The organism is Bacillus sp. THAF10, assembly GCF_009363695.1.
Taxonomy (GTDB): domain Bacteria; phylum Bacillota; class Bacilli; order Bacillales; family Bacillaceae_I; genus Sutcliffiella_A.
Map to the genome: position 1 here is coordinate 3447409 of NZ_CP045403.1, position 15946 is coordinate 3463354.

The 15946-nt window shown below is 44.0% G+C and carries 14 protein-coding genes; 4 read left to right on the top strand and 10 right to left on the bottom strand.

Annotated elements, in window-relative coordinates; all coding sequences use genetic code 11:
- Nucleotides 1-200 precede the first annotated feature (200 nt).
- Nucleotides 201-605 carry a hypothetical protein gene (locus FIU87_RS17845; RefSeq protein ID WP_152445819.1) on the top strand — a complete coding sequence of 135 codons (405 nt, stop codon included), beginning with the start codon at nt 201-203 and terminating at the stop codon, nt 603-605.
- Between the two features lie 38 nt (nt 606-643).
- Here the strand turns inward: FIU87_RS17845 and uvrA are convergent, their stop codons facing one another.
- Together uvrA and uvrB are read right to left on the bottom strand one after the other, a co-directional pair.
- On the bottom strand, nt 644-3520 hold the full coding sequence (gene uvrA / locus FIU87_RS17850) for an excinuclease ABC subunit UvrA (protein ID WP_152445820.1): 2877 nt from the start codon (nt 3518-3520) through the stop codon (nt 644-646).
- Nucleotides 3521-3527: 7 nt separating this feature from the next.
- Nucleotides 3528-5510: an excinuclease ABC subunit UvrB gene (gene uvrB / locus FIU87_RS17855; RefSeq protein ID WP_152445821.1), complete on the bottom strand. Its 1983-nt coding sequence runs from the start codon at nt 5508-5510 to the stop codon at nt 3528-3530.
- Nucleotides 5511-5765: 255 nt separating this feature from the next.
- Here uvrB and FIU87_RS17860 point away from each other — a divergent pair, with 255 nt between their 5' ends.
- Nucleotides 5766-6221 carry a hypothetical protein gene (locus FIU87_RS17860; RefSeq protein WP_216647497.1) on the top strand — a complete coding sequence of 152 codons (456 nt, stop codon included), beginning with the start codon at nt 5766-5768 and terminating at the stop codon, nt 6219-6221.
- Between the two features lie 403 nt (nt 6222-6624).
- Here the strand turns inward: FIU87_RS17860 and FIU87_RS17865 are convergent, their stop codons facing one another.
- From FIU87_RS17865 to FIU87_RS17885, 5 genes are all read right to left on the bottom strand, one after another.
- Complete coding sequence (locus FIU87_RS17865) at nt 6625-6855, bottom strand: DUF2198 family protein (RefSeq protein WP_367643896.1); 231 nt, start codon at nt 6853-6855, stop codon at nt 6625-6627.
- Between the two features lie 60 nt (nt 6856-6915).
- Nucleotides 6916-7512, bottom strand: a complete 597-nt coding sequence (locus tag FIU87_RS17870; protein WP_152445823.1) for a hypothetical protein — start codon at nt 7510-7512, stop codon at nt 6916-6918.
- The gene (locus FIU87_RS17875; RefSeq protein ID WP_172971099.1) at nt 7481-8038 is read right to left on the bottom strand and encodes a sigma-70 family RNA polymerase sigma factor; all 558 of its coding nucleotides are present in this window, start codon (nt 8036-8038) and stop codon (nt 7481-7483) included. The genes FIU87_RS17870 and FIU87_RS17875 overlap by 32 nt, the downstream gene beginning before the upstream one ends.
- 253 nt (nt 8039-8291) lie before the next feature.
- Nucleotides 8292-8723: a hypothetical protein gene (locus tag FIU87_RS17880; RefSeq protein ID WP_152445825.1), complete on the bottom strand. Its 432-nt coding sequence runs from the start codon at nt 8721-8723 to the stop codon at nt 8292-8294.
- Nucleotides 8724-8873: 150 nt separating this feature from the next.
- Nucleotides 8874-10445, bottom strand: coding sequence for a peptide chain release factor 3 (locus FIU87_RS17885; protein WP_152445826.1), 1572 nt, complete (start codon nt 10443-10445; stop codon nt 8874-8876).
- Nucleotides 10446-10594: 149 nt separating this feature from the next.
- On the opposite strand from FIU87_RS17885, the gene FIU87_RS21475 reads away from it, so the two are divergent.
- On the top strand, nt 10595-10930 hold the full coding sequence (locus FIU87_RS21475) for a hypothetical protein (RefSeq protein WP_152445827.1): 336 nt from the start codon (nt 10595-10597) through the stop codon (nt 10928-10930).
- A 118-nt stretch (nt 10931-11048) separates the two neighbouring features.
- On the opposite strand, the gene gntK is transcribed toward FIU87_RS21475, so the two are convergent.
- The 3 genes from gntK to gnd all read right to left on the bottom strand — a co-directional run bounded on the left by gntK (nt 11049) and on the right by gnd (nt 14907).
- Complete coding sequence (gntK, locus tag FIU87_RS17895) at nt 11049-12584, bottom strand: gluconokinase (protein ID WP_152445828.1); 1536 nt, start codon at nt 12582-12584, stop codon at nt 11049-11051.
- Between the two features lie 64 nt (nt 12585-12648).
- A complete protein-coding gene (locus FIU87_RS17900; protein WP_152445829.1) occupies nt 12649-13992 on the bottom strand; it encodes a GntP family permease in 1344 nt (447 codons plus the stop codon).
- A gap of 18 nt (nt 13993-14010) precedes the next feature.
- Entirely contained in the window at nt 14011-14907 is an 897-nt protein-coding gene (gnd, locus tag FIU87_RS17905; RefSeq protein WP_152445830.1) for a phosphogluconate dehydrogenase (NAD(+)-dependent, decarboxylating), read from the bottom strand.
- Nucleotides 14908-15080: 173 nt separating this feature from the next.
- Between gnd and FIU87_RS17910 the strand changes: the two genes are divergently transcribed.
- Nucleotides 15081-15938, top strand: coding sequence for a MurR/RpiR family transcriptional regulator (locus FIU87_RS17910; protein ID WP_152445831.1), 858 nt, complete (start codon nt 15081-15083; stop codon nt 15936-15938).
- Nucleotides 15939-15946 lie beyond the last annotated feature (8 nt).

Here is a 15946-nt window from a genome sequence, read left to right on the forward strand (position 1 = left end):
CGATTATTCCACAAAAAAGTTTCAAACCCTCTCTTTCTATTGTGCCATAACCAGAAGATTTTTAGGTCAGACCCCCGCCGTAAATTTCTTTATTCTTACATAAGCCTCAGGTCTTAGAGTGATTTTTTTGAAGCAGGAAAATCGCGCATGGTATAATGAAAGTGCATCATGGAAATAGATTGTGAGGAAGGAGTGATACGATGGATTTTATTATGGACCATTTACTAACGATTATTATTGTGCTCGTTGTTCTGTTTGTCATTATACCTTTCTTAAAAAGCATATTATCCAAATTGCTCGTCATAGGGTTAGTAATTGTTGCATTGCTCTTTTTCGGAATTCTCGGGCCGGATTTTACAGAGTCCTCCTCTGAATTTGCAGAAAATACGATTCGACCAGTTGTGATGAATGAAATTGACCAAGCAGACTTTGTTTATGATCAAGACACCAAAGAATATACAATTCAGAGTGCTTCCTTTCATTTAAAGGGACAATTGAATGAAAATACGGGAGAAATTCGCTTCCGAGATAAAACCTACCAAATGGATGTGCGATTTTTACAGGATATTATCGAAGAGAAAGTAAAAGAACAAGAGACAAGATAAAAAGGATGAGGGTTCATATAAGAAACCCTCATCCTTTTTTATGCTTTACTAACCTTTTCTTTTTCTTGTACCTTTAGCTCCATTCGGTCTCTATCTCGCAATAGAATGGGACGTAGGTATTGACCAGTATAGGAAGCTTCCACTTCTATCACTTCCTCCGGTGTACCCGTTGCGATAATGGTACCACCTTTGTCCCCACCTTCTGGACCAAGGTCGACCATGTAATCCACCGCTTTAATCACATCCAGATTATGCTCAATGACTAGTACGGTATCCCCATTCTCCACAAGACGCTGCAGCACCTTAAGTAGTCTTGCAATATCATCCACATGAAGACCTGTCGTTGGTTCATCGAGAATGTAGAGCGAACGACCAGTTGAACGACGGTGCAACTCAGAAGCTAGCTTCACACGCTGGGCTTCTCCACCTGAGAGCGTGGTTGCCGGCTGACCTAGCGTAATATAGCCAAGACCAACATCATAAATGGTTTGCAGCTTGCGGCTAATTTTTGGAATGTTTTCAAAGAAGCTCACTGCATCCTCTACAGTCATTTTTAAAATATCATCAATGTTCTTGCCCTTATATTGCACCTCGAGCGTTTCACGGTTATAGCGCTTGCCATGACAAACCTCACAAGGAACATATACATCTGGCAGGAAATGCATTTCAATTTTAATAATTCCATCACCACGGCAGGCTTCACAGCGACCGCCTTTGACGTTAAAACTAAAGCGACCTTTTTTGTAGCCACGAACCTTTGCCTCATTTGTAGAAGCAAACACATCACGAATGTCATCAAACACCCCTGTATAGGTGGCTGGATTGGACCTTGGCGTTCGGCCAATTGGCGATTGATCAATATCAATGACCTTATCCAGATAATCGGTTCCACGAATTTCTTTATGTTCACCTGGCTTTGTTTTCGCATTATGAAGGCGCTGAGCCAGGCTCTTATGCAATATTTCATTGATTAACGTACTTTTTCCAGATCCAGATACCCCAGTTACCGCCACAAAACAGCCTAGCGGAATTTTCACATCCACATTTTTCAGGTTGTTTTCGTTTGCTCCAATAATCTCAAGATGACGATCCTCTACGATTTTCCGTTCTGTTGGTAGTGGAATGAATTTTTTACCTGATAGATATTGGCCTGTCAGGGATTTTGGATCATTCATCACCTCTTCTGGTGTTCCGGCAGAGATGACTTGGCCTCCGTGCACGCCAGCTCCAGGTCCAATATCCAGCAAATAGTCAGCAGCCATCATCGTGTCTTCATCATGCTCCACGACAATAAGGGTGTTGCCAATATCACGCATGCTTTTTAATGTCTGAATAAGACGGTCATTGTCTCGTTGATGAAGTCCAATGGAAGGCTCATCCAGAATATAGAGGACACCTGTTAAACGAGAACCAATTTGAGTCGCAAGACGGATACGCTGTGCTTCTCCTCCAGAGAGCGTTCCTGCTGCTCGGCTTAATGTTAAATAATCAAGTCCCACATTATTTAAGAAGCCTAGACGCTCTTGGATTTCTCGAAGGATCATGTTAGCAATTTTTCGTTCTTTTTCTGATAGATCTAGTTTGTCAAAGAAATCGATCGCCTCGACAATCGAATACTTCGTCACATTTCCGATATGCTCTCCGTTGATAAGGACAGATAAGCTTTCCAGCTTCAGACGGTTGCCTTTACATGCTGGACATGGCTGCTGTGCCATATATTTTTCCATCTGCTCTCTTATGTAATCAGAGCTTGTTTCTCTATAACGTCTTTCCACATTGGGGATAACTCCCTCAAACTTAATATAGCTTTCACGAACCTGACCAAAGTCATTTTCATAGCGGAAGTATACTTCTTCCTTTCCACTTCCATAAAGAACTTTATCGAGGAGATGCTTCGGAATTTCATCCACAGGGATATTCATATCAATTCCATAGTGATTGCAAACAGCTTCAAGCATCTGTGGATAATATTGTGAGCTCGATGGCTCCCACGGTGCTAGTGCATGTTGTTTTAAACTTAACTTCTTGTTAGGGATGACAAGGTCAATATCCACTTCAAGCTTTGTACCAAGGCCGTCACATTTTTGGCATGCACCATAAGGGCTGTTAAAAGAAAACATTCTTGGCTCTAGTTCGCCAATGGAAAATCCACATTGGGGACAAGCATGATGCTCACTGAATAAAAGCTCTTCCTCTCCAATGATATCCACCACCACTTTGCCTTCGCCTAAACGGAGGGCTGTCTCCAGGGAATCAGAAAGACGGGTCGCAACGCCATCTTTTACGACGATTCGGTCAATAACGACTTCAATGGAATGCTTCTTGTTTTTTTCGAGTTCGATTTCATCGGTTACTTCGACCATTTCACCATTCACACGTAAACGGACATAGCCTTGCTTTTTAATATCCTCTATTGTTTTCACATGCGTTCCTTTTCGACCTTGAACAACAGGAGCTAAAATTTGAAGCTTCGTCCGCTCTGGATATTCCATGATGCGGTCGACCATTTGTTCAATCGTTTGGGAGGAAATTTCAATTCCATGCTTTGGGCAGGTTGGTCGGCCAACTCTGGCAAAAAGCAGACGAAGATAATCATAGATTTCCGTTACCGTCCCGACTGTTGAACGGGGATTACGACTCGTCGTTTTTTGATCAATGGAAATGGCAGGTGAGAGACCCTCAATAGAATCCACATCGGGCTTATCCATTTGACCAAGGAATTGTCGTGCGTAGGCGGAGAGGGACTCGACATACCTACGCTGTCCTTCTGCATAAATAGTATCAAAGGCAAGGGAACTTTTCCCCGATCCCGAAAGCCCTGTCAGTACCACGAGTTTATCGCGGGGTATCGTTACATCAATATTTTTCAGATTATGGGCTCTGGCCCCTTTTACAATGATTTTATCCATAGCCATTCCGATTTCATCCTTCCGCTTTTAGCTCTAAGATGAGGTCACGAAGCTCGGCTGCTCGCTCGAAATCCAGCGCCTTGGCTGCATCCTTCATCTCCTGCTCCATGCTTTCTATGAGCTTTTCTCTTTCTTTTTTGTTCTTTGGTCGCAATGGTGATGGAACCTTTCCTTCATATCCACCTTCATCCTCTGCTACTAAGGTAGCACGGATAAGTTCCGGTACCTTTTTCTGAATGGTCTTTGGTGTGATTCCATGCTTTAAGTTGAACGCCTCTTGAATCTCGCGGCGTCGTTTTGTCTCCGATAAAGCAATTTCCATTGATTTTGTTATTTTATCTGCATACATGATAACCTGGCCATTTGCATTACGCGCTGCCCGCCCTATTGTTTGGATGAGGGAGCGTTCAGAACGCAGGAAGCCCTCTTTGTCTGCATCTAAAATAGCAACAAGCGAGACCTCTGGAATATCAAGTCCTTCCCTCAAGAGGTTGATTCCAATGAGCACATCATGCTTTCCAAGACGCAGCTCTCGGATAATCTCAATTCTCTCTAGCGTTTTGATTTCAGAATGCAAATACGCTACTTTAATGCCAAGTTCTTTAAGGTAGGCTGTAAGATCCTCGGACATTTTTTTTGTAAGGGTAGTGACAAGCACTCTTTCGTTCTTTTTCGTCCGCTCGTGAATTTCCCCAATCAGGTCGTCAATTTGCCCTTTTATTGGACGAACATCCACTGTTGGATCAAGCAAGCCTGTTGGACGAATGATTTGCTCCACCATTTTCGGTGAGTGCTCCAGTTCATAAGGTCCTGGAGTTGCAGAAACATACAGACTCTGTCCAGCCTTTTCTTCAAACTCCTCAAAACGGAGTGGACGGTTGTCTTTAGCAGAAGGAAGACGGAAGCCGTGATCGACAAGCACCTGCTTTCGTGCCTGGTCCCCATTAAACATTCCTCTCACTTGTGGCAAGGTCACATGCGACTCATCTATTACCAGCAGGAAATCCTTTGGGAAGAAATCTATCAATGTGTAAGGAGTAGAGCCTGCCGGTCGTAGCGTTAAATGTCTGGAATAGTTCTCAATTCCTGAGCAAAAACCCATCTCTGCCATCATTTCCAGGTCATAGCGTGTGCGCTGTTCGAGGCGCTGCGCTTCTAAGAGCTGACCCGCTTCTCGAAGTTCTTCTAAACGCTCTTCTAACTCCGCCTGAATGTTCACAATCGCTTTTTTCATTTTTTCCTCACGGGTAACGAAGTGGGAAGCAGGGAAAATGGAGACATGCGTGCGGTCGCCAAGAATTTCTCCTGTTAAGGCATCCACCTCTCTGATTCTGTCTATCTCATCTCCGAAAAATTCCACTCGAATGCAGTGTTCATCACGTGATGCCGGGAAAATCTCGACCACATCACCTCGAACACGGAACGTTCCACGCTTAAAATCAATATCATTTCTCGCATATTGAATATCTACTAGGTCACGGAGAAGAACATTACGTTCCTTTTCCATGCCTGGACGAAGAGAAACGACAAGGTCACGATATTCTTCCGGTGACCCTAAACCATAGATGCAGGATACACTGGCAATGATAATAACATCGTTTCGCTCAAAAAGAGCTGCCGTTGCCGAGTGGCGCAGCTTATCAATTTCATCGTTTATGCTTGCATCCTTTTCAATAAATGTATCGGTAGAGGGAACATAGGCCTCTGGTTGATAGTAATCATAGTAACTGACAAAGTATTCTACTGCATTGTTAGGAAAAAACTCTTTAAACTCGCTATACAACTGGCCTGCCAACGTTTTGTTATGGGCAATGATTAGTGTCGGTTTGTTGACAGCCTTTATCACGTTGGAAACGGTAAAGGTTTTTCCTGTACCAGTGGCTCCAAGCAGTGTTTGATGCTTTTTTCCATTATTGATGCCTTCCACTATCTCTGCAATGGCGGTTGGCTGATCCCCGCCCGGCTGATAACCGGACACTAATTCAAACTGTTCCATCCACAAAAAGCCTCCATTTCCGTTCAACTGTTTTCTACCAATATTCTACCACATTCCTACTGTAAAACAAGAAATATGCGAACTTATATTCGGTTTTTCATTTTTTTCGGTTACTTGTTTGTCTATACCCGCTTATGTTGCGATTTATAGGTTCATTCTATATTGTTATCATTGTCAGTATTTTAGGTTCGGAAACCGATTTTTGGAGGATTTGTCATGAAAAAGTTTTTGTTGGTAGCTTTTTGTTGGTGTTTAGTGCTCGGATTGGTTGGCTGTGCAGGGGAAATTCCAGATGTTGAGTTAGCTTTTGACTATTTGGATGATCGAGCTTTTGTGGATGCTGGTGATGGTGGTCAGTTAACCTACAGTGAGATAGATGGGGAATATGTGCATGATTTTATTAAGGAAAACAAGGATAAATCTGTGCGTTGGACGGCAACGGTGGTAAGGGTGGACAGCGAAACGACGATAGAGCTAGGTGAGCCTCTGCTACCCTCTATTCTCGTTACTTTTTCGGAGGAGTTTGAGGAAAAGGTTGCTGTAGGTGATGTGTTGACCTTTCGTGGCGTGCTGATCGGTTACGGCGAGACGTTCGGAAAGGATCCTGTGTGGGTGGTGCGTCCGGCGCAGGTGGAGGAAACGACTGCTGAAGAGCTCGCGGAGCTGGAGGCTTACCAGGAAAAGGCGCGGGGGGTTGTTGGTGGAGAGTGAGGTAGATGGATGAGGAGTGAGTGAGGTAGGTGTGGTAGATGGGGGTAGATGGGGAAGTGTCGCAATAAACCTGGGAAGTGTCACAATACCTCGAGAAAGTGTTGCAATAACTCCGAAAAGTGTCACAATAACTCGGGAAAGTGTTACAATAACTCCGAAAAGTGTCACAATAACTCGGGAAAGTGTCGCAATAACTCGGGAAAGTGTCGCAATAACTCGGGAGAGTGTCGCAATAACTTGGGAAAGTGTTGCAATAACCCCGGATAGTGATGCAATAACTCCAGAAAGTGATGCAATAACTCCGGATAGTGATGCAATAACCACCCAAAGTCATCCAATCCCCCTGCTCACCCAGCTTATCCGGGATTTTCCCACCAAAAAAGCAGCCCCGCGGCTGCTTTTTTCACTTAAATTTCCCTACCATCCGCCGTGCGTACCAAAATCCAATGGCAAGTGACACGATATCCACTAAAATAATGTACCATTCGTTGCCGTGACCTTTGTAAATAGAAACCACCAACAATGCCACAGCCAACCCTGTTCCCACATACAGGCTATAGGTAACCCGGGTGAACAGCACAACTAACAAGGCTGGTACAAAAACTGCTAATAACACTTTTACTAACAAACCCACTACCTCATTTCCACAGTACCGAAAATTCTACTAGTGCTAGTATAGCAGTTTTTCACAGCATCAATCTACTGGAATAGCCACGATTTCTTGGACCTTATCTCCAAAAACATCGTAAATGACCGTTTCTCCATTTTCTTTTTTATAGACAACGGCATAGCCTGCGACAAGATGATTGTCATCGTAATCTACAAACACCTGCATCCCCATCTTCCCAGATTTAAAGCCTTCCACATCAAATCCATCCATGTCTGTAATAAACTGATAGCCTTCCTCTAACGGATAATCGTAGCGATGAATATCATAAATAGGCTCGCTGTCCATGGCACCTTCCACTTCTGAGTAGTCAGTTCCAAGCCGCGTCCAAACCTCTTCCTGACTCATTCCTACATAGAGGCTGTCTATCATTTCCTTAGCGGAAGGGTGGCTGGCTAGCTCTTGTTCAGCCGGCTTTAAAAATCCATAGACTGCACCTGAAAAAATAAGAAGAAGAAGAAAACTTAGAACAAGCCGCGGTTTTCCCCACCACTTCTTGCGCCTTTTTGCGCCTTCAATTCGTTCTAAGATACGCTGGCGATCTATTTGTGTAAACAAGGAGTTGGGGGAAATATAGTCATCCAATTGCTTTTTAAAGTGTTCGCTTTCTGGATTCCTGTTCATAGCTGTTTCCTCCTTCCACCATGTATTCTTTTATTTTTTCGCGACCTCTTCGTAAACGGGTTTTTACAGTATTTGAATTTAAGGTGAGCAAATCTGAAATCTCTTCTACGGAAAAATCTCGATAATAATGTAATATAAGTACTTCTCTATATTTTAGCGGTAGAAGCATCACCACTTGTGCAAGCTGTCTGCGTTCTTCTGTTTGCACCACCATTTCCTCTGGCAGTGTTCCAACCGAGAGAAGCGGTTGTACAAGCTGTTGAACACGGTGCTTCAAGCTACTTAAGTAGTCCTTACAAGTGTTAATGGCAATTCGATATATCCACGTTTTCATTGTGCTATCGCCTCTAAAAAGGGGCAGGTTTTTGTAAACCTTTACAAACACCTCCTGAGACAGGTCATCCACCACACTATGATTGCGGACATAGGTGAAAATGAGGCGCTTGATTTCTTCCCCGAACTGATCCATGGCCCAGACAACCATTTCTTCCCGCTTGTCCTCTGACATTTCCTTTTCCCTCCCCATTAGCTCCCTCCCTTTTTTTATTGTTGGCTGTTTTCGCAAAATTTTGTTGCAACTGCGTATAGTTATGAAAGCCGTCATGGAGGTAGATTTAAACATATGGCAATTTTTCTGAGTAAGTCTTAAAGTCGACTTTTTCTTAGGTTTTTAGCAACAATTTTTAGAAAAGAGCTTTATTGTTTGACGGCTTGGAGTACGAGTCGGTTTCATTTTAAGAAAAAATAAACCACCCATAATAGGTGGCTTCATTCAAATGCTATTCTATTTCCACTGCAGTCTCTGTGACGCTACGCAACTTCTTCTGCTTGTTTGCCAGCTGGATTTTGTTTACAAGCGTAAGAATATCCTGCTCATCTTTGTCTGTCTCTCTATGTAATTCTACTAAATAGGTATACTTTCTTTTTTTGGCATTGGCGTGCATGCCGAGTATGGATGCTTTCATGATTAGATCCTGTCCAGCAACGGTAAACCGTATTCCCAGGACTACATTACTATTTTCAGGAATTTGCACTCGACAAATAAACCGTAGCTTCTCTGCACTTAATTCTTCTAAGTAAATTTTTGTTTTTCCAGTCGTGACCGGCATTTCATTCACACTTACGATAGACATGTAACCGACAACATATTGTCTGGTCCGATACAGCTTTTCGAGCATCCATTTATTATCCGTAGTTATTTGATCTGGCACAAGACTCCCCCTAGTTCCCTTTTGGCGCTTTTTGATTATTATCGGAACAAAGGCATATAATTTTTAGACAAATCGGAATTTATCGGATAAAATAGGTATTTTGCATTAAAAAATACCCAAAACTTACCGTTTGTAAGCTTTGGGCACCTCTTATTCTTCTGCCATTATATCAATTAGACCCACATCAGGGTTTTTATCTTTAAACCATCGTAACGCAAAGTCGCTGTCAAATAGCGCCACATATTGTTCGTTACGGTCCTTCACTAAAATATTTCGCGAGTCAAATAGGGAAGTGTCCACATCCTGCTTTTCGAGCCAGCGCGGAATTTTTGAGCCTATCATGGTGTATACCACTTCCACGTTGTACTCACCCTTCATTCGGTACTCAAACACATCGAGCTGAAGCTGCCCAACGGCACCGAGAATGTACGCGTCTGTTCCATATTGACGGAACAGCTGAATTGCACCCTCCTGCACAAGCTGGGTTATCCCTTTACCGAATTGCTTCCCTTTCATTACGTTTTTCGCTTCCACTTTTACAAAAAGCTCAGGAGCAAACGTTGGGATTTCATCAAACTCCACATTCTGATTGCCACCAAACAACGAATCCCCAATTTGGTATACGCCTGGATCATAAATTCCGATAATATCCCCAGGGTAAGCCTGATCGACCGTTTCACGATCCGATGCTAGGAATTGCTGGGACTGAGTCATCTTAATGGCCTTTCCAGTACGACTAACCGTTACTGTCATGCCACGCTCAAACACGCCAGAGCAGATTCTTAAAAATGCAAGACGATCTCGGTGCGCTGGATTCATGTTTGCTTGGATTTTAAAAATAAATCCAGAGAACTCAGGCGACCCAGGTTCCACTTTGTCTGTTTCTGTTTGACGAGGCTGCGGCTCACTTGCCAAGTCAAGGAACGTACGGAAGAACATTTCCACACCGAAGTTCGAAATCGCACTTCCGAAAAACACTGGTGTTTGCAAGCCATTTTTTACTTTTTCGATGTCAAAATCATTGCCAGCTTCCTCAAGCAGCTCAAAATCCTCTTTGGCTTGAATGAACGTTGGATGAGTGGAAATTTCCTCGACAGCGTCAAGTTCAGTAAACGGAATACGGTCTTCCTCATCCTTCCCTTGGTAGCGAATGAACACTTCATTATAACGGTCATACACACCTAAGAAGCGTTTCCCCATTCCCACCGGCCAGTTCATCGCATACGATTCAATGCCAAGCACCTCTTCAATTTCCTCGAGAAGCGCAAGTGGCTCTTTTCCTTCACGATCGAGCTTGTTGATGAACGTGAAAATCGGAATCCCGCGCATACGACATACCTTGAAAAGCTTAATCGTCTGCGGCTCGACCCCTTTGGTGCAGTCGATTATCATCACCGCACTATCGACCGCAGTTAACGTACGGTACGTATCTTCACTGAAATCTTCGTGGCCTGGCGTATCAAGGATATTGATGTGTTTATCCATATATTCAAAGCTCATAACACTTGAAGTAACGGAAATTCCACGTTTTTTCTCAATCTCCATCCAGTCAGAGGTCGCAAACTTTCCAGATTTTTTCCCTTTTACGGTACCTGCTGACCTTATGACATTACCAAATAACAGCAGCTTCTCCGTTAACGTTGTTTTCCCCGCATCTGGATGCGAGATAATCGCAAACGTTCGGCGGCGGTCTATTTCTTTATTTAAAAGTTCTTGTTTCACTGTTTGTACCTGCCTCTCAAAAATTACACAATAGTGTTATTATAGCAGAAACTAAGGGGAGAAAAATATAGTCATTTCGCTGGAAACCTATTTCAAATTTTTCGGTTATCGAGTATACTATTTGTAAATATATGTTAGAGGTGATAAAAGTGGCAAAAAGCAAAGCAAAAAAATTGCGTGAAAAGCTTGTTCGTGAAGGTCGTCGCAACCCAGAGAATGACCGCAGTGCATACGCGATGGCGGATCTAAGAACTCGAACGACGAAGACTAAGCAGGAAAAACTGAATAAGGTATATAAAAAAGAACGACAATCTCGGTATGGTGAGGAAACCAGGGAGAATGTCGTTCTTTTTAGTTGGGTGAGGGGCTCGGGTGAAATTTTATATGAGTACGGATACAAGGCGCGAAATTTGTCGTCTAGTGTCGAATGGCCTTTATCTCCCCTCAAATGGCTTAAAAAATTGAAAAGTGGACAGAAAAATTGAAAAGCGGACAGAAAAATGCAAGAAGTGGCTTAATTATTGTTAAAGTGGACAAATAAATGAAAACTTGGCTAAATTATCAAACAAACCACCCTAACTCACCCAACCTCACCAACCAAAACTACCTATGTTTCCGCTGAAACTCCACCACCGCATCAAATTCCTGCTCAAACATGCGACTTAACCGGATAAATAGCGGTGTCAGCTCCTTATAAACCTCCACTTCAGCCAAATCTGGCTCATATCCACTCGTCGTGCCCACCATATCTCCCATTACATCAAAGGAGTCAATCTCACCAAGCGCGTACAAGCCAAGCACCGCTGCACCTAAACAAGAACTCTCCACGCTCTCAGGGATACTGACCTCCTGATTGAAAATATTCGCAAGCATCTGGCACCAAACCGCTGAACGGGCAAATCCGCCAGTGGCATGTATTTTCTCTGGAATGCCAATGATCTCTTCCAACGCTAGCAACACGGTATACAAGTTTAAATTGATGCCTTCTAACACCGCGCGCATCATGTGCTCGCGCTTATGGTGAATGCCAAGACCAAAAAAGCTCCCACGGGCATTCCCATTCCATAGCGGCGCGCGCTCGCCAGTCAAATACGGGTGGAACAACACACCTTCTGCTCCAGGACGCACACTAGCTATTTTTGCCGTCATCACATCATATGGGTCCACACCTAGCCGATAAGCCTCTTCCACCTCAGCCTGACATAACTCATCGCGCAACCAACGCATAATCATGCCGCCGTTATTTACCGGACCGCCGATTACCCAATGATTTTCCGTTAGCGCATAGCAAAACGTCCGCCCCTTGGGATCGGTAACCGGTCGATTCGTAACCGTACGAATCGCACCACTCGTCCCAATGGTTAACGCCACTACACCTGGCTGAACTGCATTCACACCCAGGTTCGAAAGCACGCCATCATTGGCACCAACAACAAATTTAGTGCAAGCAGACAAGCCTAGCCGAGATGCCCACTCCTGCTTCAATCCAGTCATCACTTCGGTTGTCGGCACAAGTAGCGACAATTTCTCTGGTGCCACACCAGCCACCAGCAATGCACCTTCATCCCAGTCGAGCTTTTCCAAATTCAGCAATCCAGTGGCAGAGGCAATTGAATGGTCCACTACGTACTCTCCGAATAATTGATAAAACACGTATTCTTTGATCGAAATAAAACGATCGGCCGTCTCAAAAATTTCCGAGTGTTCATTGCGGAGCCAAACCAATTTTGCGAGTGGGGACATGGGGTGTATCGGTGTTCCGGTACGTAAGTATATCCCGTGTCCGTCCCATTCTTTCTTGATTTTCTTTGCCCATTTTTCACTCCGTTGATCAGCCCATGTGATACTATTCGTTAAAGGACGTCCGGCAGCATCCACCGCAATCAGGCTATGCATCGCCGCACTAAAGCTCACATGCGAAAGCTCTGAAATTTCGATCCCTGCGACCGCTTCTCGAATCGAAGCTGCTACGGCATCCATAATCTCATCCGGATCCTGTTCTGCAGCTCCCATTTCGGGCGTATGTAACGGGTACTCCACTGCATGCTGGTTTACTACTTTACCAGCCTTTGTAAAAAGCACTGCCTTTGTACTAGTTGTTCCTATATCCACACCAAGCATGTAAGTTGTCATCTGTATTCCTCCTCACAATCCAAAACAAATATCGGGTCAAGGAAACGAGCTCCTTGACCCAATGTAGCATTTATCCTATAAAAATACCAAGTGTTACTGCGACCGCGAAACCGACAAGTCCTATGATGGTTTCCATCACTGTCCATGATTTGAGTGTGTCTTTTACATCAAGGCCAAAGTATCTGTTCACAAGCCAGAATCCTGAATCGTTTACGTGGGAGAGAACCGTTGCACCGGAGGCAATCGAAATGACGATTAGTCCGAGAACTGGTCCGTCTAGCTCCATGATGCCAATCAAAGGTGTAATTAAACCAGCTGCTGTTACCATCGAAACTGTTGCAGAGCCTTGCGCAACACGAACGGCTGCTGCTATGATGAACGCTAGGACGATTGGGGGAAGAGCAGAGCCTGCCATCATTTCACCGAGCACATCGCCAACACCAGAATCAATTAGTACCTGTTTGAACACCCCACCAGCACCTGTGACAAGGATGATGATTCCTGCAGGCTCAAGCGCTTTTGTCGCAATGTCCTGTACATCCTGTTTCGTATAGCCGCGCTTTGTTCCTAAGAAATAGAAGGTCAGCAAGGTCGCAATCGTCAAGGCGACAAATGGATGACCTATAAACGTCGTTATCTCTCGAACAATATGTCCCTCTTCATAGATAACCGTTGAAAACGTATTCACTAAAATCAACACTAAAGGTACGAGAATAATAGAAGCAATGAGTCCAAAGCCTGGAAGGTCCTTGCTATATTCTTTTTCTTCCATTTCCATGTACTTAGGTACGATCACGTGAATCTTTTTGCCAATATATTTACCGAAAACGGGTCCTGCTAGAATCATAGACGGGATACCTGCAATGACACCAAAAAGGATAACCCAACCTAGGTCTGCACCAATAAGGTCAGCAACCGCGATTGGTCCTGGTGTTGGTGGGATAAAGCTGTGAGTTACCGCCAAGCCAGCTAGCAACGGAATTCCGTAATGCAACAGCGACTTTCCTGTTTTTTTTGCAAGACCGTACACAATGGGTACTAAAATAATGAAGCCAACATCAAAGAATACGGGAATCGCGACTAGGAACCCTGTGATACCGAGAGCCCATTGCGATTTTTCTTCGCCAAATTTCTTCATCAAGGTTTGTGCAAGTCGTTCTGCACCACCTGATACCTCTAGCATTTTACCAAACATCGCACCAAGCCCGACCACGACTGCGACGAAGCCGAGCGTGCCACCCATCCCATTTTGAACGGAGGTGATGACCTCACCAAGCGGCATACCTGCAGCAATACCAACAAGTAAACTCACAAGTAAAAGTGCGACAAACGCATGCAGCTTTGTACGGATAACCAAGAATAATAGCACGAAAATCGCAGCTGCGGCGATAAGAATTAGCATCGATCCTGACATGTTACATTCCTCCTCTTGTTAGTTTTTCTCGACGGCATGTCCGCCAAATTCGTTTCTAAGTGCTGCTACTACTTTTCCTGAGAAAGTATCTGGCTCAAGGGAGCGATATCGCATCATTAGTGATAAGGCAATTACTGGTGCTGCTGCTTGCAAATCAAGTGCGGTTTCGACTGTCCATTTGCCTTCACCAGAAGAATGCATCACACCTTTGATTCCATCCAAACGGGCATCTTTACTGAAGGCATTTTCGGTCAACTCCATTAGCCAAGAACGAACAACCGACCCATTATTCCATACCCTTGCCACTTTTTCGTAGTCAAAATCAAAGTCACTTTTTTCTAAAATATCAAAGCCCTCTGCGATAGCTTGCATCATGCCGTACTCGACCCCATTATGCACCATCTTCAAGAAATGACCGCTACCTGATTTTCCTGCATAAAGATAGCCATTTTCGACACAAATATCTTGAAAGATCCCTTCGACATGCTTGAATGCCCCTTCGTTTCCGCCTATCATGGTGCATGCACCGTTGCGTGCGCCATCCATTCCCCCACTTGTGCCTACGTCTAGGTAGTGAACGCCTTTTTCGGCAAGGGCTTCTGCTCGCTTAAGTGTATCCTTATAGTTCGAGTTGCCACCGTCGATAATGATGTCACCCTCTGTTACGAAACTACTAACCTCGGAAAGTACGTTTTCGGTAATCTCCCCAGCAGGAACCATCATCCAAACGACTTTTGGTGACTCCAGCTTGCTTAAAGCTTCTTCAATGGTGTAAGCAGCGATTGCTCCAGCACCTTCACTTTTGAGAACGTTTTCACGATCCACATCAAAAGCGACCACCTCATGCTTGTTATCTATTAAATTTAATGTTAAATTGTACCCCATCTTTCCTAACCCTATCATGGCAAGCTTCATCGCTGTGAAACCCCTTTCTATGTATGCATTATCTGTTTCGGAAAAATATTTTTTAACCTGTACCTATTATGAAAAAAAATTCCCCAAAATGCAAGCGTTATCAAAAAATAGTTTCTTTTTTTTCAAAACCTCTTTAATATAGATAATAGATTACTAAATTTGGAGGTCGCACCATGAACAGTCTTGAAACACAATATTGCATGATGCGCATCCGTTCCCACTATCCGCAGTTTAAGGGGAAGGAGCAAGTCATTGCGGACTATATCCTCACCAATCCACAGAAAATTGTTCACAGCACCATTAACCAGGTTGCCGACGATTTAGGAGTAGCGGATTCCACCGTATTTCGTTTTTGCCAACGGATTGGTTTCAAGGGCTATCAAGCGATGAAAATTGCCCTTGCTACTGAAATAGTCGAGCCTATTCAGGATATCCATGAAAACATTATGGAAGACGACAATGAAAAAACCATCGCCGAAAAGGTGTTTCGCTCCAATTTAAAAACCTTGGAGGACACGTTGAAAATTATAGATGAGCAAGCTTTCAAGAAGGTCATAGACGCCATTCTTCGTGCAAAAAAGGTTGAGATATTCGGAAGCGGCGGCTCAAACGTCATTGCCATGGACGCTTATCACAAGCTAATCCGTACAGGAATTTCTGTGAGTACCCAAGCTGACACCCATATGCAGCTTATGTCTGCAAGCCAGCTCACAAAGGATGATGTTGCCATTATCATCTCCCATACTGGTGCTACAAAGGATATGATGCACATTTTAGAGGTAGTGAAGGAGAACGGGGTGCATGTAATTGCCATCACCAACTTTGCCAAGTCGCCTTTAAGTCAGGCGGTGGATACCGCGTTGTACACCGTGTCTGAGGAAACGGATTACCGTTCAGAGGCACTAGCATCAAGAATCGCACAGCTTGCGATGATCGATGCCATTTACGTAAACGTGCTGATGGCAAAAAAAGAAGACGGAAAAAAAGCACTGCAAAAGGTACGCGCAGCGATATCAGTGAAAAGAATATAAGAAAAGGA

Excerpts from the sequence above, each read along its gene's own strand:
- FIU87_RS17845 (WP_152445819.1), top strand. The coding sequence starts at position 201 with ATGGATTTTATTATGGACCATTTACTAACGATTATTATTGTGCTCGTT.
- uvrA (WP_152445820.1), bottom strand. The coding sequence starts at position 3,520 with ATGGCTATGGATAAAATCATTGTAAAAGGGGCCAGAGCCCATAATCTG.
- uvrB (WP_152445821.1), bottom strand. The coding sequence starts at position 5,510 with ATGGAACAGTTTGAATTAGTGTCCGGTTATCAGCCGGGCGGGGATCAG.
- FIU87_RS17870 (WP_152445823.1), bottom strand. The coding sequence starts at position 7,512 with ATGAACAGGAATCCAGAAAGCGAACACTTTAAAAAGCAATTGGATGAC.
- FIU87_RS17875 (WP_172971099.1), bottom strand. The coding sequence starts at position 8,038 with ATGGGGAGGGAAAAGGAAATGTCAGAGGACAAGCGGGAAGAAATGGTT.
- FIU87_RS17900 (WP_152445829.1), bottom strand. The coding sequence starts at position 13,992 with ATGTCAGGATCGATGCTAATTCTTATCGCCGCAGCTGCGATTTTCGTG.
- gnd (WP_152445830.1), bottom strand. The coding sequence starts at position 14,907 with ATGAAGCTTGCCATGATAGGGTTAGGAAAGATGGGGTACAATTTAACA.
- FIU87_RS17910 (WP_152445831.1), top strand. The coding sequence starts at position 15,081 with ATGAACAGTCTTGAAACACAATATTGCATGATGCGCATCCGTTCCCAC.